Source organism: Gammaproteobacteria bacterium, from assembly GCA_009838035.1.
Taxonomy (GTDB): Bacteria; Pseudomonadota; Gammaproteobacteria; order Steroidobacterales; family Foliamicaceae; genus Foliamicus.
In genome coordinates this window covers 117,354-135,845 of sequence record VXSK01000023.1, presented here as the reverse complement: position 1 = coordinate 135,845, position 18,492 = coordinate 117,354, and the positions used below count along the sequence as shown (strand labels likewise).

The 18,492-nt window shown below is 66.6% G+C and carries 13 protein-coding genes; 5 read left to right on the top strand and 8 right to left on the bottom strand.

Annotation, left to right across the window (positions count from 1 at the left end):
- Window positions 1–7 precede the first annotated feature (7 nt).
- On the bottom strand, window positions 8–1,588 hold the full coding sequence (ggt, locus tag F4Y72_10115) for a gamma-glutamyltransferase (protein MXZ28643.1): 1,581 nt from the start codon (window positions 1,586–1,588) through the stop codon (window positions 8–10).
- A 68-nt stretch (window positions 1,589–1,656) separates the two neighbouring features.
- Complete coding sequence (locus F4Y72_10110; GenBank protein ID MXZ28642.1) at window positions 1,657–1,947, bottom strand: 4a-hydroxytetrahydrobiopterin dehydratase; 291 nt, start codon at window positions 1,945–1,947, stop codon at window positions 1,657–1,659.
- 227 nt (window positions 1,948–2,174) lie between these two features.
- Here F4Y72_10110 and gltB point away from each other — a divergent pair, with 227 nt between their 5' ends.
- Complete coding sequence (gltB, locus tag F4Y72_10105; GenBank protein MXZ28641.1) at window positions 2,175–6,749, top strand: glutamate synthase large subunit; 4,575 nt, start codon at window positions 2,175–2,177, stop codon at window positions 6,747–6,749.
- 19 nt (window positions 6,750–6,768) lie between these two features.
- Entirely contained in the window at window positions 6,769–8,271 is a 1,503-nt protein-coding gene (locus F4Y72_10100) for a glutamate synthase subunit beta (protein MXZ28640.1), read from the top strand.
- Between the two features lie 138 nt (window positions 8,272–8,409).
- On the opposite strand, the gene F4Y72_10095 is transcribed toward F4Y72_10100, so the two are convergent.
- Window positions 8,410–9,348 carry a hydroxymethylglutaryl-CoA lyase gene (locus F4Y72_10095; protein MXZ28639.1) on the bottom strand — a complete coding sequence of 313 codons (939 nt, stop codon included), beginning with the start codon at window positions 9,346–9,348 and terminating at the stop codon, window positions 8,410–8,412.
- 12 nt (window positions 9,349–9,360) lie between these two features.
- On the bottom strand, window positions 9,361–9,657 hold the full coding sequence (locus tag F4Y72_10090; protein ID MXZ28638.1) for a hypothetical protein: 297 nt from the start codon (window positions 9,655–9,657) through the stop codon (window positions 9,361–9,363).
- A gap of 131 nt (window positions 9,658–9,788) precedes the next feature.
- On the opposite strand from F4Y72_10090, the gene F4Y72_10085 reads away from it, so the two are divergent.
- Genes F4Y72_10085 through F4Y72_10075 form a run of 3 tightly spaced genes read left to right on the top strand, consistent with a single transcriptional unit; the run spans window position 9,789 to window position 13,216 of the window.
- Window positions 9,789–10,589, top strand: a complete 801-nt coding sequence (locus F4Y72_10085) for an alpha/beta hydrolase (protein ID MXZ28637.1) — start codon at window positions 9,789–9,791, stop codon at window positions 10,587–10,589.
- 3 nt (window positions 10,590–10,592) lie between these two features.
- Window positions 10,593–11,771 (top strand): LLM class flavin-dependent oxidoreductase, encoded by a 1,179-nt coding sequence (locus tag F4Y72_10080; protein ID MXZ28636.1) that lies wholly within the window; start codon window positions 10,593–10,595, stop codon window positions 11,769–11,771.
- 2 nt (window positions 11,772–11,773) lie between these two features.
- Window positions 11,774–13,216 carry an MFS transporter gene (locus F4Y72_10075; protein ID MXZ28635.1) on the top strand — a complete coding sequence of 481 codons (1,443 nt, stop codon included), beginning with the start codon at window positions 11,774–11,776 and terminating at the stop codon, window positions 13,214–13,216.
- Window positions 13,217–13,224: 8 nt separating this feature from the next.
- Here F4Y72_10075 and F4Y72_10070 read toward each other — a convergent pair whose 3' ends face one another.
- The 4 genes from F4Y72_10070 to F4Y72_10055 all read right to left on the bottom strand — a co-directional run bounded on the left by F4Y72_10070 (window position 13,225) and on the right by F4Y72_10055 (window position 18,487).
- Entirely contained in the window at window positions 13,225–14,766 is a 1,542-nt protein-coding gene (locus F4Y72_10070) for an acyl--CoA ligase (GenBank protein ID MXZ28634.1), read from the bottom strand.
- Complete coding sequence (locus tag F4Y72_10065) at window positions 14,766–15,626, bottom strand: amidohydrolase (protein MXZ28633.1); 861 nt, start codon at window positions 15,624–15,626, stop codon at window positions 14,766–14,768. Before F4Y72_10065 ends, F4Y72_10070 begins: the two co-directional genes overlap by 1 nt.
- A 17-nt stretch (window positions 15,627–15,643) precedes the next feature.
- Window positions 15,644–17,071 carry an FAD-dependent oxidoreductase gene (locus F4Y72_10060; GenBank protein MXZ28632.1) on the bottom strand — a complete coding sequence of 476 codons (1,428 nt, stop codon included), beginning with the start codon at window positions 17,069–17,071 and terminating at the stop codon, window positions 15,644–15,646.
- Window positions 17,072–17,167: 96 nt separating this feature from the next.
- Window positions 17,168–18,487 carry an MFS transporter gene (locus F4Y72_10055; GenBank protein MXZ28631.1) on the bottom strand — a complete coding sequence of 440 codons (1,320 nt, stop codon included), beginning with the start codon at window positions 18,485–18,487 and terminating at the stop codon, window positions 17,168–17,170.
- Window positions 18,488–18,492: the final 5 nt, after the last annotated feature.

The window sequence follows — 18,492 nt, the reverse complement described above, 5'->3', positions numbered from 1 at the left end:
CGGGCTGCTACAGCCCCGCGGCCTGGCCGTCCTTGCGCGGATCCGAGGCGCCGGTCAGCACGCCGCTGCGCGCATCGTGCATGACGGCCTGGTAACCGCCGAACACGCCGCGCGCCCGTCCCATGACGTGACCCATGCCGGTCAGTTCCTTGCGCACCGCCTCTCCGAAGCCCGGTTCCAGCGCGAGCCTGCCGCCGTCCTCCTGCGCCGCCTCGCCGGTGGGCTGGCTGGAGCCGCTGTGGAAGACGCGCGGAGCGTCGCCGGCCGCCTGCAGGTCCATGTCGAAATCGACCACGTTGGCGATGACCTGCGCCTGCGCCTGCGGTTGCATCGAGCCGCCCATGACCCCGAACGCGAGACGCTCGCCGCCGGCGAAGCGCGCAAGTCCCGGGATGATGGTGTGAAACGGGCGCTTGCCCGGGACCAGCGCGTTCGGGTGGTCGGGATCGAGGTTGAACAATTCACCGCGGTTGTGCAGCACGAAGCCCAGGTCGCCCGGCGTCATGCCCGATCCCATGCCGCGGTAGTTGGACTGGATCAGCGAGACCAGCAGGCCGTTGCGGTCGCCGACCGCCAGGTAGACAGTCTGCGGCGAATCCAGCCTCGGGTCGCCGTGGACGACCGCGGTGGTGGCCCGCTCGGGATCGATCAGCCTGCCTCTCTCCAGCGCGTATTCCTTGGAAATCAGCTCTTCGGTCGGAGTCGCCACGAAGGCGGGGTCCGCGTAGTAGCGCGCGCGGTCCTCGAAAGCCAGCTTCTTGGCCTCGATGAGCAGATGCATGTATTTCGCCGAGCCGAACCCCAGCGGCCGGATGTCGTGCTGCTCCAGCAGGTTGAGGATCTGAAGCGTCGCGATGCCCTGCGTGTTGGGGGGCAGGGCGTAGACGTCGTTTCCGCGGTAGCCGGAGGATACCGGCCTGATCCATTCGGAAGCGTGCGAGGCCAGGTCCGACTCGTCGAGGTAGCCGCCGTTCTCGCGCATGTAGGCGGCGATCTTCCAGGCGATCTCGCCGCGATAGAAGGCCTCCCTGCCGTCCGACGCCAGCGTTTCGTAGGTTTTTGCCAGACGCGGATTGGCGAAGACCTGGCCCTTGGCCGGCGCCTCGCCGTCCGGCATGAAGCAATCGGCGAACCCCGGGAACTCGCGCAGGGAACGGGCGTTGCGGGCCCAGGCGGACGCCGTCAACTGGCCTACCGGAAACCCTTCCCGGGCCAGTTCGATGGCTGGCGCCAGCAGCTCGCCGAAGTCCAGCGAGCCGTAGCGCCCATGCAGCTCGAACCAGCCGTCCACGGCGCCGGGGGTTGAAACCGGCAGCGGTCCGAGGGAGGGGATCGAATCCAGGGAGAGCTGGCGGAACACGTCGAGGTTCAGCGAGCGCGGCGCGCGGCCGCTAGCATTCAGGCCTACGGGTGCGTCCTTGTCCGGCTCCCAGACCATCGCGAACAGGTCGCCGCCGATGCCGCAGCCGGTCGGTTCGGTAAGGCCCAGCACCGCGTTCGCGGCGATCGCCGCATCGACGGCGTTGCCGCCGGAGCGCAGTATGTCGAGCCCGGCCTGGGTGGCGAACACCTGGCTGGTCGCGACCATGCCGCGGGTACTGAAGGCTTCGGAACGCGAGGCGAACGGCGACCCTGCCCCGCGTTCGTAAACGGCTTTCACTGCGCGTCGGCCAGTTCGTTCATGGCCTCAGCCAGTTGAAAGTCGAGTTCGGTGATTCCGCCGGCCTCGTGCGTGTTCAGATGCACGTCCACCTTCGACCAGACGTTGAACCACTCGGGATGATGGTTGAGCTTTTCGGCCGCCAGCGCCGCGCCGGTCATGAAAGCGAATGCCCTCCGGAAGTCCGCAAAGCGGAACGACCGGTGCAACTTGCCCCCGTCCAGACCCCAGCCCGGCAGACCGCCAAGCCGCTCCGCCACCTCTTCCGTCGAAAGTAATTCAGCCATTTCATCCTCTCCTTCAAAGGGTGATATTGCCACACAACGCGCGTGCGAAACTTGATTTATCCGGCGCTTTTTGGGAAGCTAGGCGGTTGGCGTTTCAGCACGAAGCGCCGGTTTGCTCGCGTTTCAAGCCACCAACTGAATTTCCCGCGCCGGCAGGACGGCCGGCGCAACGATGGCGGCGCTGCACACGGTTTGAGTATCGGCCCATGACTGCACAAAGCGGAACCATGCCCGGACGGCGGAACTTCGGTCTCCCACCGAAGCAGGGACTGTACGATCCCGCGCTGGAGAAGGACAGTTGCGGCATCGGCTTCGTCTGCGACATCAAGGGCCGCCAGAGCCGTGGAGTCGTCGAGGACGCGCTCGGCATGAACTGCTCGATGGAGCATCGCGGCGGTATCGGCTACGAGAAAAACACCGGCGACGGAGCGGGCATCCTCCTGGGCCTGCCGGACCGCTTCCTGCGCCGCGTCGCGGCCGAAGACCTCGGCGTCGATTTGCCCGGGCGCGGCCATTACGGCGTGGGCATCGTGTTCCTGCCCACCGACCCGGATGAACGGGAACGGTGCCTCAAACTTCTGGAGCGCGAGATCGAAAGCGCGGGCCAGCGTCTGCTGGGCTGGCGGGAGTTGCCCATCGATCCCCACGGCGCGGACATCGGCACCGCGGCGCGAACCGCCATGCCGCACATGGTCCAGTTGTTCGTCGGCGCGGGCTCGGGCGGCGCGGGCGACGGCCTCGATACCGACGAGTTCGAGCGCAAGCTGTACCTGATCCGCAAGCACGCGACGCACGTGCTGCGCGGCGACGAATCCCTGGCGCAGCGGCAGCTCTTCTACATCTGTTCGCTGTCGTCGAAGGTCATTATCTACAAGGGCATGCTCACGCCCAAGCAGATGGCGCCGTTTTTCACGGACCTGACCCAGGCGGACTTCGAGTCGCACCTGGCCATGGTGCATTCGCGCTTCAGCACCAACACCTTCCCGTCCTGGGACCGCGCGCAGCCGAACCGCTTCATGTGCCACAACGGCGAGATCAATACGCTGCTCGGCAACGTCAACGCGATGAACGCCCGCGAGGGCGTGCTGAGCTCGCCGCTGTTCGGCGACGACCTCGCGAAGCTCTTTCCCATCGTGGAGCCCGACTGTTCCGATTCCGGGTCCTTCGACAACGTGCTGGAGTTCCTGCTGATGACCGGGCGCAAGCTGCAGGAAGCGGTGCTGATGATGATTCCCGAAGCCTGGCAGCAGCACGGCGGCATGGACGCGGCCAAGCGCGCCTTCTACGAGTACCACTCCTGCCTGATGGAGCCCTGGGACGGGCCGGCCTCGATAGCATTCACCGACGGCACCTATATCGGCGCCGTGCTCGACCGCAACGGGTTGCGGCCGAGCCGTTACTACATCACCGACGACGACCGCTGCATCATGGCCTCGGAAGTCGGCGTGGTGCGGGTTGCCCCCGAGCGCGTCGTGAGGAAGGGTCGTCTGCAGCCGGGCCGCATCTTCCTGATCGACTTCGAGCAGGGGCGCATGATCCCGGACGAGGAAATCAAGGGCGAATGGGCGGCCGCCCGTCCGTACGGCGACTGGCTCGAAAGGCAGCGCATCGAGCTCGAGGAACTGCCGCCGGCGCTGCCGCCGGCGCGCGATCCGGCCACGCTGACGGCGCGCATGAACGCCTTCGGCTACACCGTCGAGACAATGGACATCATGCTGCAGCCGCTGGTCAGGGAGCTGCGCGATCCGCTCGGCTCGATGGGCAACGACGCCGCGCTGGCCGTGATGTCCGACAAGCCGCGCATGCTCTACGACTACTTCAAGCAGCGTTTCGCCCAGGTCACCAACCCGGCCATCGACTCGATCCGGGAAGAGGTCATCATGGCGCTGGACTGCTACTGCGGCCCGGAACAAAACCTGCTGGAGACCACCGAAGAGCATGCCCACCGGCTGCGCATCCCGCATCCCATCCTGTCCAACGAGGAACTGGCCGCCATCAGGCACCTCGATTACCGGGGCTGGAAGACGGCGGGCATTGACATCACCTACGAAGCCGGTTCGGGCGCCGCGGGCCTGACGGCCGCGCTGGACCGCATCTGCGCCGAAGCCAGCCGAGCCATCGACGAAGGCTACAGCCTGATCGTGCTCTCCGACCGCGCCATCGGGCAGGAGCGGGTGGCGATCAGCGCGCTTCTGGCGGTGGGGGCCGTACATCATCACCTGGTCGAAACCCACGCGCGCACGCGCATCGGCATCATCCTGGAAACCGGCGAAGCCCGGGAAGTGCACCATCACTGCCTGCTGACCGGCTACGGCGCCGACGCCATCAATCCGTATCTCGCCTTCGAGGCCCTGTGGGATTCTCTCGAGAAGGGCTATTTCGACGATGCGCCGCACGTCGCCACGCGCCGCGACGTCGTCGAGGCCTACCGCAAGGGCACCGCCAAGGGCATGCTCAAGGTGATGGCCAAGATGGGCATCTCCACGCTGCAGTCCTACAAGGGCGCGCAGATCTTCGAGGCGGTAGGACTGGCGGACGACGTCATCGAGCGCGCCTTCAAGGGGACCGCGAGCCGGGTGCAAGGCGTGGGCCTGGAGGTCCTCGCCGAGGAGATGGAGCGCCGTCACGCGCTGGGCTATCCGGGGCGCAACGGCAACATCGCGGTGCTGCCGAACCCCGGCGACTTCCACTGGCGCCGGCACGGCGACACGCACATGTGGGACCCGCAGGCCATCGCCGACCTGCAGGTGGCCGCGCGGACCAACGACGAGAGCGCCTACTGGCGCTTCGCCGACCACGCGAACCGGGAGAACACCGCCAAGGCCAACCTGCGCGGGCTGCTGGAGTTCGTGAGCGGCGCCAATGGCGGGCCCATCGAACTCGACGAGGTCGAACCCGAGAGCGAGATCGTCAAGCGCTTCGCCACCGGCGCCATGAGTTTCGGCTCCATCAGCGCCGAATCCCACGAAATGCTGGCCGTGGCCATGAACCGCATCGGCGGCAAGTCGAACACCGGCGAGGGCGGCGAGGATTCGCGCCGCTATACGCCCATGCCGAACGGCGATTCCGCGCGCAGCGCGATCAAGCAGGTGGCCAGCGGGCGGTTCGGCGTGACCATCAACTACCTGACCAACGCCGACGAACTGCAGATCAAGATCGTGCAGGGCGCCAAGCCCGGCGAGGGCGGCGAACTGCCCGGCCGCAAGGTCGATGAGACCATCGCCGCGATCCGCCATTCGACGCCCGGCGTGGGACTCATCAGCCCGCCGCCGCACCACGACATCTATTCGATCGAGGACATCGCCCAGCTCATCCACGACCTGAAGAACGGCAACCCCGATGCGCGCATCAGCGTAAAGCTCGGCGCCGAGATCGGCGTGGGGGCGGTGGCCGCGGGCGTCACCAAGGCGCGCTCGGACCACCTCGTGATCGCCGGAGATTCCGGCGGCACCGGCGCCTCGCCGCTCACTTCGATCAAGCACGCGGGGCTTCCCTGGGAGCTGGGCATTGCCGAGACTCACCAGACGCTGGTCGTGAACAACCTTCGCTCGCGGGTCGTGCTGCAGACCGACGGCCAGCTCAAGACCGGGCGCGACGTCGCAATCGCCTGCCTGCTCGGCGCCGAGGAGTTCGGCTTCTCCACCGCGCCGCTGATCGCGCTGGGCTGCATCATGATGCGCAAGTGCCACCTCAACACCTGCCCGGTGGGGATCGCAACGCAGGACCCGGCGCTGCGCGCGAAGTTCGAGGGCCTGCCGGAGCACGTCATCAACTATTTCTTCATGGTCGCGAATGAGATGCGGCAGATCATGGCCGACCTGGGCTTCCGCACGGTCAACGAGATGGTGGGCCGGGTGGATGCGCTCGACGCCTCCGCGGCAGTGGATCACTGGAAGGCCGGCGGCATCGATCTCACGGAGCTGCTGACGCCGGCGCAGGAACCGCCGGATTTCCTGGGCGCCTACGCGATGCACGAGCAGGACCACGGCCTAGAGCGTGCGCTGGACTACAAGCTGATCGAGCTGGCCGAGCCGGCACTGGCGCGCGGTGAAAAGGTCTACCGGGAGTTGCCCATCAGCAACGCGAACCGGGTCGTGGGCGGGATCCTTTCGAACGCCATCATCCGGCGTTGCGGTCCGGAGATGCTGCCGGACGGCTCCATCCACTTGAGGTTCCGCGGTCACGCCGGGCAGAGCTTCGGCTGCTGGCTGGCCCGCGGCGTCACGCTGGAGGTCGAGGGCGACGCCAACGACTACGTCGGCAAGGGCCTTTCCGGCGGGCGCGTGATCATCTACCCGCCCGCGGAGTCGAGCTTCACGCCGGAAGACAATATCCTGGTCGGCAACGTCGTGCTGTACGGCGCGACCTCCGGCGAGTGCTTCTTCCGGGGGGTGGCGGCCGAGCGGTTCTGCGTGCGCAACAGCGGCGCCCGCGCGGTGGTCGAGGGCGTCGGCGATCACGGCTGCGAATACATGACCGGCGGGCGCGTGGTCATACTCGGGCGCACCGGGCGCAACTTCGCCGCCGGCATGAGCGGCGGCGTGGCCTATGTCTGGAACCCGCACGGCGAATTCGCCGACCTCTGCAACCCCGAGATGGTGGAGTTGGAACCGCTGGAGGCGGAACCGGACCGGGCCGAGGTCAGGGAGCTGATCGAGCGGCATCTGCGCTTCACCGGTTCCACCGTCGCCCGGGCGATACTCGAAGACTGGCGCAACAGCGTGGGGCAGTTCGTCAAGGTCATGCCCGTGGACTACAAGCGGGTGCTTGAACAGCTCAAGACCGCTGCCGCCGCAGCCTGACAGCCTGAGCACAAGCGCGATGGGCAAGACGACGGGGTTCATGGAGTACGCGCGCGCGTCCGCGCCGTATCGCGACGCGAACGAGCGCCTGCGCGATTTCCGGGAGATCTACACCGGGCCCGACGCCGCGCACCTCGCGCGGCAGGGCGCGCGTTGCATGGATTGCGGAGTGCCGTTCTGCCAGTCGGACGACGGCTGCCCGATCCACAACCTGATCCCGGAGTGGAACGACCTCATCTATCGGGACCAGTGGCGGGAAGCACTGGACCGACTGCACAAGACCAACAATTTTCCGGAATTCACCGGCCGCGTATGCCCGGCGCCCTGCGAAGGCGCCTGCGTGCTGGGCATCACCGACCCCGCGGTCACGATCAAGGACATCGAGATGGCGATCGCCGACCGGGGATTCGAGGAGGGCTGGATCGTCGCCGAGCCTCCGTCTTTCCGCACCGGACGGCGCGTTGCGGTGATCGGCTCCGGGCCCGCCGGGCTTGCCGCAGCGCAGCAGTTGAACCGGGCCGGCCACGTCGCCGTCATCTATGAGCGCGCCGACCGCATCGGCGGCCTGCTGACCTACGGCATCCCGAACATGAAGCTGGACAAGGTGGAAATAGTCGAGCGGCGACTGGACCTCATGCGCGAGGAGGGCGTGGAGTTTCAAGTCAACGCGGACGTCGGCGACGGCAGCGGCGGCTCCATCGACGTGCGCGAACTGGCGGAGGAATACGACGCCGTGCTGCTCGCGACCGGGGCGACCGTTCCGCGCGACCTGCCGATACCGGGGCGCGACCTCGAAGGCGTGCACTTCGCGATGGATTTTCTGACGCAGAACACGCGCAGCCTGCTCGATTCCAATCTCGCCGACGGCAACTACATTTCCGCGAAGGACAAGGACGTGATCGTGATCGGCGGTGGCGACACCGGAACCGACTGCATCGGCACGGCGCTGCGCCACGGCTGCAGGAGCCTGGTCAACTTCGAGCTGTTCCCGCAGCCGCCGGCCACGCGGGCGCCGCACAATCCCTGGCCCACCTGGCCGGTGATTTTCCGCACCGAGTACGGCCACGAGGAGTCCGCGACCCTATTCGGCAAGGACCCGCGCGTTTACCTGATTTCGTCAACGGAATTTACTGCGCGCAGGGAGGGGAGTGCGTCCGGCGCCAACGGAATCGGGAAAAATGGACGCCGAGTTGCCGGTATTCGCACTATGGACGTCCAATTAAAGGACGGCAAGTTCGAAAACGTGCCCGGCAGCGAACGCGAGTGGCCGGCCGACCTCGTGCTCCTGGCCATGGGTTTCCTGCGCCCGGAGCACGCGGTCTCCGACGCGCTGGACCTGGCCTACGACGAACGGGGCAACTATCGGGCCGACTATGGACTGTACCGAACCAACGTCGAAAACGTGTTTGCGGCCGGCGACTGCCGCCGGGGCCAGTCACTGATCGTGAACGCCATCAATGAAGGCCGCGAAGCAGCCCGCGAGATCGACCGCCACCTCATGGGCTCCACCGAACTCCCCTAACAACGCAACCTCGGACAGCCCTCCGTTCTTTCCGCTCCCCCTCCTCTGCGGAGCGTCGGCGGCAGGATAGCCGCCGCCGAGCCCCATGGATGGGTTCATGCGTCTCCGAAGAGGAGGGGGAGCGGAAAGAACGGAGGGCTAGGCGGTGCCCCAGCCGGGGTGGAAGCCCAGGGGCAAGCCGGCTTCGGGGGTGAAGCCGTACATCTCGGTGCTGGGCAGCGCTTCGTTGACCACGTCGCGGACCTTCAGGAGGCGGTCGAGGTCGATGCCGGTATTGAGGCCCATCGATTCGAGCATGAACACCAAGTCTTCGGTGACGATGTTGCCGCTGGCGCCGGGGGCGAACGGGCAGCCGCCGATGCCGCCCAGCGAGCTGTCGAGCGTCGTGATGCCTTCTTCCAGCGCCGCCATGGCGTTGGCCAGGCCCAAGCCGCGCGTGTTGTGCAGGTGCACGCCGGTGAGTTTCTCTTCGCCGATCTCGGACTTCACCCTGCGCACCAGCCGCCGGATCTGTGCGGGGTTCGCGTAGCCGGTCGTATCCGACAAACCCACTTCCCGGCAGCCCGCCTCGACCAGTGCATGGGCCAGTTCGAGGACCTTGCTTTCGGGCACCGGCCCTTCCATCGTGCAGCCGAAAGCAGTGGCGATTCCGGCCTCGAAAATCGGGCGGCGTTCCTCGGGAAGTTCGTCCAGCATCTCGTTGATGCGACGAACCTCCTCGAGCATTTCGGGGTGATTCTTGCGCACGTTCGCCTTGCTGTGCGTCTCGCTGGCCGAAACCGGAATGCTCACCTTGTGCGTGCCGGCGGCGACCGCCCGCTCCACGCCCTTGAGGTTCGGCGCCAGCGTGGTGACGTGCAGCCCGGGGATGGTCACGGCGTAACGTACCAGTTCCTCGCAGTCGGACATCTGCGGCAGCAGTTTCGGAGGCACGAAGGAGCCCACTTCGATTTCGGGCACGCCCGCGGCGGCTTCGGCCCGGATCCAGGCCTTCTTGGCCTCGGTGGGCATGATCACATTGAGGCTCTGTAGACCGTCGCGCGGCCCCACTTCGCTTACGAGAACGTCAATCGACATTGGGCGCCGGATTCAGGTGTTGCGGGTGGCCGCCTGCGCCCGCTGCTGGCTCTTGCGGCCGATCCGCGTGAGATGCACGCGGCTGGTCTTGCCCGCGCGCCGCTCGTTCAGTCGCGATACCAGACTTGTGACCTCTTCGCGCACCTCGTCGGCCTCGCCCTGCTTGTAGCCCGTAATCGTGGTCGTCCCCTGGGTCAGTTCGTAGCGGTACCAGTTATCGGCGTCGGAACCGTCCGGAGAATCGGTCTGTTCGAGGGTTACGATCTCGAATGGCCGGGCTGCCGGCATTACGTTGGTGTCATCGGTCATAACCGAAATATTTTACACCCCCGGCCAGGCGCGCCCTTCGAGCGGAAATCGTTGGCCGATGCAGCCGGAGAACTGGCGTTGGGCCGGCTGTGAGGCTACATTACCGGGCGGAGGGACTCCGGCATTTATTCATGAATAATTCCGATGGGCGGGCAACCGTCACGCTCAAGGGCCTTGCGCCGCTGGAAGTCCTGAGGGGGGGAAGCGGCCCGAAACTCGTCTGGCTGCACGGCGAAGAGGGGCAGCGCGGCTGGCTGCCGCACCACGCGCGCCTGGCGGAGCGCTTCACGGTTCTGGCGCCGACCCTGCCCGGCATCGGCGCATCGGTGTTGCCCGAGTGGGTGAATAGCGCGCGCGACGTCGCGAAGGTCTTGCTGGCGGCGCTCGACGGCGGCGGCATCGGCAACTGCATCCTGGGCGGCGCTTCGATGGGCGGCTGGATCGCGGCGGAAATGACTTCGATGGAACCCGGACGGTTCGCGGGACTGGTTCTGGTTGGTTCGCAGGGCACCGCCACCGGCGAGATGAACACGCCGGACCTGTTCCTGATGCCCTACCGCCGGTACATCTCGTTCGGCTACAACGACGCCCGCTCGGCCGCGTTTCAGGACCTGTGGTCGGGCGAACTCGACGACGACGCGGTGACCCAGGACCTGGAAGTGATGGAGCTCGCGGCGCTGCTCGGCTTCAAGCCGTACATGCACGACCGGTCGCTGCTGCCGGCGCTGGCCCGCTTCACGAACCCGGCCCTGCTGCTGTGGGGCGCAAATGACGTGATCACGCCGCCGCCCGTCGCCGAGCGCTTCCTCAACGCGTTGCCCGCGGCCAAATTGGTCACGATCGGCGACGCCGGGCACTACGCGCACCTGGAGAAGCCCGTCGAGTTCGCGGGCGCCGTGACCGGTTTCGGCGCCGGGCTGAAGGCGGACTGAACGATGTTCCAACTGCACTACTTCGTCAACCATCCCTATCTGGGTTATCCGCATGAAGCGGCGGCCGAGTTCGGCGCCGTCATGCTCAAGTTTTCCAATCGCCACTTCGACGGAGAGCGCGCCGCCGAGTTGTTCGAGCGCTATCACGAGGAATACGTGGTGGCCGAACAGGTGGGCTTCGACTCCATCGTCGTCAACGAGCATCACAACGCCCCGGCGGCCATGTCTCCCGCGCCCAACCTGTACGCGACGGTCGTGGCCAAGCTCACCGAACGCGTGAAGATCTTCATCGCCGGAAACATCCTTCCGATCAACGGCAACCCGGTCCGCCTGGCCGAGGAGCTGGCGCTGATCGACCTGTTCTCGAAGGGCCGGCTCATTTCCGGTTTCGTGCGGGGCGGGGCGGTGGAGTCGCTGGCGATGTCGATCAACACGCTGCACAACCGGGAAATGTTCGCCGAGGCGCACGACCTGATCCTGAAGACCTGGACCCAGCCCGGCCCCTTCGTCTGGGAGGGCAAGCACTACAACTACCGTTGTGTCAATCCCTGGGTGCTGCCGCTGCAGAAGCCGCATCCGCCCGTCATGATTCCGGGATCCACGAGCCGCGAGACCGTGGAGTTCGCCGCCGAGCGCGGCTACCCCTACGTGGCCCTCGCCACGCGGCTGGAGGCGACCGATGCGCTGTTCAAGGCCTACGACGAGATCGCGGTGCAGCATGGCCACACGCCGACGCCCGCCCATCGCGGGTATTTCACCCGCGTGCACGTGGCGCCCACCGACGAGCAGGCGCTCGAGGAAGGCCGGGAGCAGTTCGGAGGCCGGGTGGCGCAGGTCACGAGCATGGTGGACATGAAGATCCATCCCGACGTGGGCGCCTGGATGGCGCCGCCGGGCTACGTGAGCCGGGAGGCGGCCATCGCCAGGCGCCGGTACATGGGCGGGACGCCCTATGCCTTCTTCACCCAGGGATACGAGAAGGCGCTTGAGACGCGCCAGATCATTGTCGGAAGTCCCGAAACGGTGGCGCGGCAACTGAACGAGCTGCGCGTGAGGTTCGGCGTGGGCCACCTGGGCGTTTCCCACTTCGCCGTGGAAGACTACGGCCACACGCTGCGCAACCTGGAACTTCTCGGCCACGAGGTGTTTCCGCGCCTACGCGAAATGGCCGCCGGGGACTGAGCATGGCCGCCGCGGACAGCGGGAAGGCTCGGGCCGTGGCCGGACCGCCGCAACAGCACCCGCCAGGCTACGTCGGCAAGCTGCCCCTGTCGCTCAAGGCGGGCTGGGGAGTGGGCTCGATGGGCTGCCTGGGGATGCTGTACATCGTCAATGTCTTCGTCCTCTACTTCCTGGTCAATCACCTGGGCGTGGACCCGGCCCTGGCAGGCCTCATCCTGTTCATCACCAGGATCTACGACGTATTCAGCGACCCGATGATCGGGTTTCTGAGCGACACAACCCGCAGCCGCTGGGGCCGGCGGCGCCCGTGGATGGCGCTGGGCGCCTTCATGTCCGGACTGGCGCTGATCCTCACGTTCAACGCGCCGGCGCTGGCGTCGATGAATGCCCTCGCGATCTACCAGCTCATCGTGCTGATCGCCTATTTCACCGGCTACACGCTGTTCTACGTGCCGTTCATGGCGATGCCCGCGGAAATGACCGACGACTACAACGAGCGAACGTCGATCATGGCGTGGCGGGTGGGGTATTCCAACTTCGCAGGCATTCTCATCGGCGCCGGCATGCCGGCGTTGATCAATTACATGGGCGCCGATCGCAGGGCCTACGGGATCGTCGCGATCCTGGTCGGCATCCTGATCGCCGCAACCATGATGACGACGGTACTGCTGACCCGGCGCGCTCGGGAGTTGCCCAGCTCGCAGCAGGACCGCTATTCGATCGCCGATTACTTTCGGGCGCTGGCGAACAACCGGCCCTTCCTTACTCTCGCCGCGCTCAAGGCCACGCTGTACCTGGGCGTGGGCGTCAACGGCAGCGCCCTGCTGTTCTATATGACCTATTTCCTGGAGCGGGGCGAAGGGGGCCTGGCGCTTTCCACCCTGGCGGGCAACTTCGCCGGCCTTTGCACGGTGCCGCTCTGGGCTTATTTCAGCCGCGGCAAGGACAAACGCTGGGTTTACATGGTCGCGATTGTCGGCTCCGCGATCACGCTCATCTCATGGGCCTTCGCCACGCCCACGGAAGGCGACGTCGTGTTCGTCCTGCGATCCTGTTTCGTCGGCATATTCGGCGCGGGGGGCCTGACGATCGGGTTCTCGATGCTGCCCGACACGATCGAATACGACCGCATCCGGACCGGCAAGGTCCGCACCGCGCTCTACACCGGAGTTCTGGGCTTTGTCGAAAAGACCGGCTTCGCGCTGGGTCCCCTGCTGATGGGCTTCTACTTTTCCGCCGCGGGCCTGGTGGAGACCACGCTGGGCGCCGTGGAGCAGCCGGACAGCGCGATTACCGCCATCGTTAACGGCAAGGCCTGGATTCCCGCGACCCTGCAGGCGCTGGCGCTGTTCTGGCTGGTTTCCTACCGGCTTACCGAGAAGCAGCTCGCCCAAATGCGCGGTACGGCGGACGCGATCGGCGCCCCGGCGGCGGCGCGCGATTAGCGGCGACCTCAGGCCGGACGGTCGTTCCTTAGCTCGCCCTTCAGCACCTTGCCGTAAGCGTTTCGCGGCAGGGCAGGGAGGGTCTCGACGGTCCTGGGTATCTTGAAGCGGGCCAGCCGGCCCTCGCAGAAAGTCGCGAGTTCCTCCGCGTTAAGCGTCAGGCCGGCGCGCAGCACCACGAAGGCCTTGAGGCTTTCGCCCCAGCGCTCGTCGGGCACGCCCACCACTGCGGCGTCGAGGACGTCCGGATGTCGCACCAGTTCCTCCTCGACTTCGCGCGGGAAGATGTTGACGCCGCCGCTGATCACCATGTCCTTCTTCCGATCGACGATATAGATGTAGCCCTCTTCGTCGCGCCGGGCCAGGTCGCCCACCGACACCCAGCCGTCGCGAAAGGCCCCGGCGGTCTCGCGGGGCTTTCGCCAGTAGCCGTTGAACAGGAAAGGGCTGTTCGAAAACAGCTCGCCGACTTCTCCGGGTCCAACCTCGCCGTTTTCGTCCAGCAGCCTGACCTCGGTGGACGTGAACGGCTGCCCCACGCAGCGCTGCTTGCGAAGCTGGTCGGCGGGGCGCAGGTTGCATACGATGCCGGCCTCGGTGGACCCGTAGGTCTCGTGGAGTATGCCGTCGCCGAAGTGGTCCACGATCCGCTCCTTGGTGGCCTGTGGCAGCGCGGCGGCGTTGGAGATGATGGACTTGAGCGCCGGGGTGGCGTGCTTCGCAAGCACCGCCTTTTCCAGCGCGAAGATGGCGTGAAAGTGGGTGGGCACCATGAACACGCCGGTCGCCGCGCCCTCGTCCAGCCGGCGCAGCACTTCCCCGGGGTCGAAGCGCGACAACAGTTCAAGCTGTCCGCCGAGGTAAATCGAGGCAATGCTGAACGCGAGGCCGCCGCCGTGGCACAGCGGCGTAAATCCCAGGAACCGGTCGTCCGGCGAATAACAACCGTACTCGGACGCCATTCCGTGGAACTGCAGGATCCGCGACCGGTGCGAAACCAGCACGCCCTTGGGCTTGCCGGTGGTGCCCGAGGTGTAGGGAATCGTGAAGGTCTCCCACTCATGCACCGGCGCCAAGTCGGCCCGCGGCCGGGCGGCGGTCAGACGGCGCTCGAGATCGTCGCCGAGGACGAACACCTGCTCGACCGAGGCGAAGTCCGTGTCCCGCGCAAGCTCGGCGCGTTCGGCATCGACGAACAGCACCCGCGCTTCGGCATCGTCGCAGATGCCCGCCACCTCCCTGGGGCTCAGCCCGGGATTGACGGTCGCCAGCGGAATCCCTGCCTGGGCCGCGCCCGCCACGATCTCCAGGTAATCGATGCAGTTCCCGGCCAGGATGGCGCCGTGGGCGCCCGGTTCGAGCTTGAGCCCGTCCAGCATCCACGCGCTGACCCGGTCGATTCGGGACACCAGGTCGCGGTAACTCCGCTCCTGATCGCCATGGCGCACGGCGATCTTTTCGGGGTCGCGGCTCATGGCGGCCCGGATGCCGCCGGCCACGGACAGCGGCCGGTACGAGGCAGGCAGGTCGGGAACGCCGTTCGAACCCATCACTGCGAGGGGAGCCGGAAGACCTTCAGCGCGTTGTCGCGCAGCAGGCGCTGCCGGGATTCCGGCCTGAGTTCCAGTCCGTTGACTTCGGCCACCGCGCGCTCGGGGTCGATGACCGGCCAGTCGGTGCCGAACATCACCTTGTCGCGCCCGTACGAGTTCAGGTAGTGGACGAAAGGCGCCGGCCAGTAGCGGGGTGCGTAAGCGTCGCCGGCGGTATAGACATTTTCGTGCTTCCAGCACATGGCGATCATCTCCTCGGTCCACGGCACGCCGATGTGGATGCCGATCAGCTTCAGATCGGGAAAATCGACGGCCACCGGGTCCAGCGCGATCGGCCGGCCCACCGAAGGCAGGCGCTTAGAGCGGCTGTAGATGAGGTTCTGGCCGACCTGCATCATGATCGGGATATCGAGCTCGCAACACTTGGCGTAGTAGGGATACATGCGGGCCGCGTCGGGCGGCATCGCGAACCAGTGCGGGTACCAGTGGGCGCCGACGAAGCCCAGCTCCTTGACGGCGTATTCCAGGTCCTTCAGCCCCTCCATTCCGCGCGTCGGGTCGATCCCCGCCAGGCCCGAGAAGCGCGCCGGATACTCCGCGCACACATCGCTGACATATTCATAGGGAACCTCGAAGGAGTCCTTGAGGCCCATTTGCCCAGCGCGCACGGCGACGAGCAGCGACCGTTCGATCCCGGCTCGGTCCATCCGTGCGAGGTAGTCGGCGATCTCGACGCCGCCGCGCATGTCCTCGGGCATGCGGATCTGGTCCCTGAACGCTGTGTCCAGGCCGGTGCGGCCCTCCGCTACCGTTTGCGGCGTATAGAGATTGCAGACGATGTCGACGATGCCGGACATGCGGCCCTTTCCGGCGGTCAGGCCCCGCCGTTCTCCCAACTGAGAATGTCCCGGCCGAGCAGGCGTCCGAAGGTGATCGCCGGCGTCAGGGACATGCCGCCCACGAAGGCGTTGCCGCTGAGCTTGCTGAAGCCCAGCGCCTCTCCCGCGGCATACAGGTTCGGGATCGCCGAGCCGTCTTCGCGCAGGACCCGCAAGTCCGCGTCGACGTCGATGCCCGCCGGGCTGATCACGGTAAAGCCGACCGCCTTGACCGCGTAGAACGGCGGCGTGCCGATCGGGCGGATCATGTGCTCGCGGCCGAACTCGGGATCGTGGCGCGACTCCACCGCCTGGTTGAACTGCGCGGTGGTTTGCTCCAGCGTTTCGGGGTCCGCTCCGATCTGTGCGGCCAGATCGGCAAGGCTGTCGGCCTTGAGAAAATGCGCGTGCTTGCCGAACCGCGCCGCCATTTCCTCGCGGGTCTCCAGCGTGATCACCGGCGCGTTCTGCCGCATCGGTTCGTCGAATATCACGTAGAGGATGAAGCCCGGCAATGCCAGCACGGCCCGTTCGATGTGGTCGATGCTGGGATGGTCCTCGCGCACGAACCGCCTGCCCTCGCCGTTCACGTAGAACTCCCAGGGTTTGCGAATGGCCGGGTTCAGGCGCAGGTGGGCGCCCGACAGCGGGTCGTCGGCGTCTTGCCGGAAGCCGGCCACGGTCGTGAGGAACGAGTCGCCGCCCGACACCGTGGCGCCCAGTTCCCGCGCCGCGCGGATGCCGTCGCCGCGCGAGTACGGATTGCAGTAGGAGGTCAGCGCGTACTGCGGCGTGATTTCGGCCCACATCTCGAGGTTCGCCGCATAGCCCCCCGAAGCAAGGACGACATTCCGTCCGTAATGGCGTTCCGTGGATCCGGACGCCGTTTCCACTTCCACGCCGGTCACGGCGCCGGAATCGTCCTGGAGCAGCCGCGTGAATCGCGTTTCAAGCCTGAGATCGATGCGGCTGTCCGCGATCAGCCGTTCGAACGGGGGCGTCATGGCCTCGAGGACGCTGACGCCCAGCTTTTCGCCCCAGCAGTAGCGCCGCGTGCGGTAGGGCTCATGGGCGCTGCCGGCGACCGGGTGGCCGGGCAGCGGCTCGAAGCCCAGGCCCGTGAGCCAGTCCAGCGTGTCGCTCGCGTTTTCGATCGCCATGCGCCCCAGGGCCGGGTCCATCGTGCCGTTGCAGATGCGCATGGCGTCCTCGTAGTGCTCTTCGGCGCTGTCATCGATCCCGGCGGCCTCCTGCAGCCGGGTGCCGGCCGCGCTCATCTGTCCCGACGACCAGTACAGCGTCCCCCCGATCCGCTTGTCCGCCTCGATCTGCAGCACCCTGGCACCGCGTTCCGCCGCGAAAATGCCCGTTGGCATTCCGGTCGAACCCGCGCCGATGATGATGACGTCGTAGTTATCGCTCATGTTTGATTCCCGTTTTCCCGCTTCGCGCCCGATGCCTGGACCGGGCCGCGTCTATGTTTCCACAGAACTTCCGCAGTGGCTACTGCCACCGGCGGATCAGACCTCGGCTGACTTGACCGCGCTACCCGGCAGCACGAGGTCGTGTTCGATGCTGCGGGAGGCGAGGTAGAACAAGGCGGCGGAGCCGAGGCTGCACGTCACGGACACGATCAGCAGCGACACGCCCAACGAATCCGCGCCCAGCGTACCCGCCAGGAAATCGCTGGCCACGCCGACCGACTGCGGGCCGATGATGCCGGCGATCAGGTTGATGATCAGGATCATGAGCGCCGAGGCGACGGCGCGGGTGCGGACGTCGGCGACGCCCTGGATGGTGGCGAACAGCACCGGCCCCTGCATCACACCCACGCAGGCCGGCACGATGAGCCACAGCAGAGCCGCCGTGGGATCGGGGACAAGCAGTACCAGGGCGTAGAAGGGCGCGGCCAGGACCTGCACGCCCGCGCAGAGATAGATGGGCGGCTTCTCTCCGTACTTCGCGAGCCGGCTGGCCAGCAGTCCGCCGAGCAGCGTGCCGGCGGCGTGCGGCAGGGCCTTGGTGAAGGCCAGCCAGGTGCCGACGGTGGCGATTTCCAGTCCGTGGGTGCGGGTATAGAAGGACGGCAGCCAGGCCAGCAGGGCGGTGCTGACCATGCCGTACATGCTGCCGCCCAGGACCATGTAGTTGAATGTTCTCTTGGTCAACAGGCTGCGGAATGCCGGGTACATGCGCGGCGCCTTTTCGGCGACCTCGAGGCCTTCGCTGTGGCCGCGCGGCGGGTCGCGCAGCGTGAAATGAACCACGAGCGCGATCAGCACGCCCGGCGCGCCGAAGGTCACGAGCGTGACCCGCCAGCCGTAGGCGTCGGTGATCCAGCCGCCGACCAGGAAAGCCAGGAACACGCCCAGGGACGAGCCCAGGCCGAGCACGGCCATGGCCATGGCGCGCTCTTTGGGAGAAAAGTAGTCCGATATCAGGGAATGCGAGGGCGGTGTGCAGCCCGCCTCGCCGATCCCGACGAGTACCCGGAATATCGCCAGTTGGACGAACGACCGGGCCAGCCCGCACAGGCAGGTCATCAGGCTCCAGAGCGCCAGCGCCGCGGCGATGATCCTGCGGCGTGAGCGGCGGTCCGCGAGGCGGGCGATCGGCACGCCGAGCAGCGCGTAGAAAAGCGTGAAAGCCGCTCCGGTTATGAACCCGATCTGGGTGTCGCTCAGCCCAAGGTCGGACTTGATCTGCGGCATCAGGATGCCGATCACATAGCGGTCGGCGTAGTTGAGGGTCATTACGACCAGCAACAACCCGAGCACGTAGCGACGATACAGGACCGTCGCGGCAAAAGGCCTGGTGGCCCTGGATGCGGAATCCGTCATGGAAT

Bases quoted from the DNA above. Each gene is read 5' to 3' on its own strand.
- ggt (MXZ28643.1), bottom strand. From the start codon at position 1,588: ATGGTCGCGACCAGCCAGGTGTTCGCCACCCAGGCCGGGCTCGACATA.
- F4Y72_10110 (MXZ28642.1), bottom strand. From the start codon at position 1,947: ATGGCTGAATTACTTTCGACGGAAGAGGTGGCGGAGCGGCTTGGCGGT.
- gltB (MXZ28641.1), top strand. From the start codon at position 2,175: ATGCCCGGACGGCGGAACTTCGGTCTCCCACCGAAGCAGGGACTGTAC.
- F4Y72_10100 (MXZ28640.1), top strand. From the start codon at position 6,769: ATGGGCAAGACGACGGGGTTCATGGAGTACGCGCGCGCGTCCGCGCCG.
- F4Y72_10095 (MXZ28639.1), bottom strand. From the start codon at position 9,348: ATGTCGATTGACGTTCTCGTAAGCGAAGTGGGGCCGCGCGACGGTCTA.
- F4Y72_10090 (MXZ28638.1), bottom strand. From the start codon at position 9,657: ATGACCGATGACACCAACGTAATGCCGGCAGCCCGGCCATTCGAGATC.
- F4Y72_10085 (MXZ28637.1), top strand. From the start codon at position 9,789: ATGAATAATTCCGATGGGCGGGCAACCGTCACGCTCAAGGGCCTTGCG.
- F4Y72_10080 (MXZ28636.1), top strand. From the start codon at position 10,593: ATGTTCCAACTGCACTACTTCGTCAACCATCCCTATCTGGGTTATCCG.
- F4Y72_10075 (MXZ28635.1), top strand. From the start codon at position 11,774: ATGGCCGCCGCGGACAGCGGGAAGGCTCGGGCCGTGGCCGGACCGCCG.
- F4Y72_10070 (MXZ28634.1), bottom strand. From the start codon at position 14,766: ATGGGTTCGAACGGCGTTCCCGACCTGCCTGCCTCGTACCGGCCGCTG.
- F4Y72_10065 (MXZ28633.1), bottom strand. From the start codon at position 15,626: ATGTCCGGCATCGTCGACATCGTCTGCAATCTCTATACGCCGCAAACG.
- F4Y72_10060 (MXZ28632.1), bottom strand. From the start codon at position 17,071: ATGAGCGATAACTACGACGTCATCATCATCGGCGCGGGTTCGACCGGA.
- F4Y72_10055 (MXZ28631.1), bottom strand. From the start codon at position 18,487: ATGACGGATTCCGCATCCAGGGCCACCAGGCCTTTTGCCGCGACGGTC.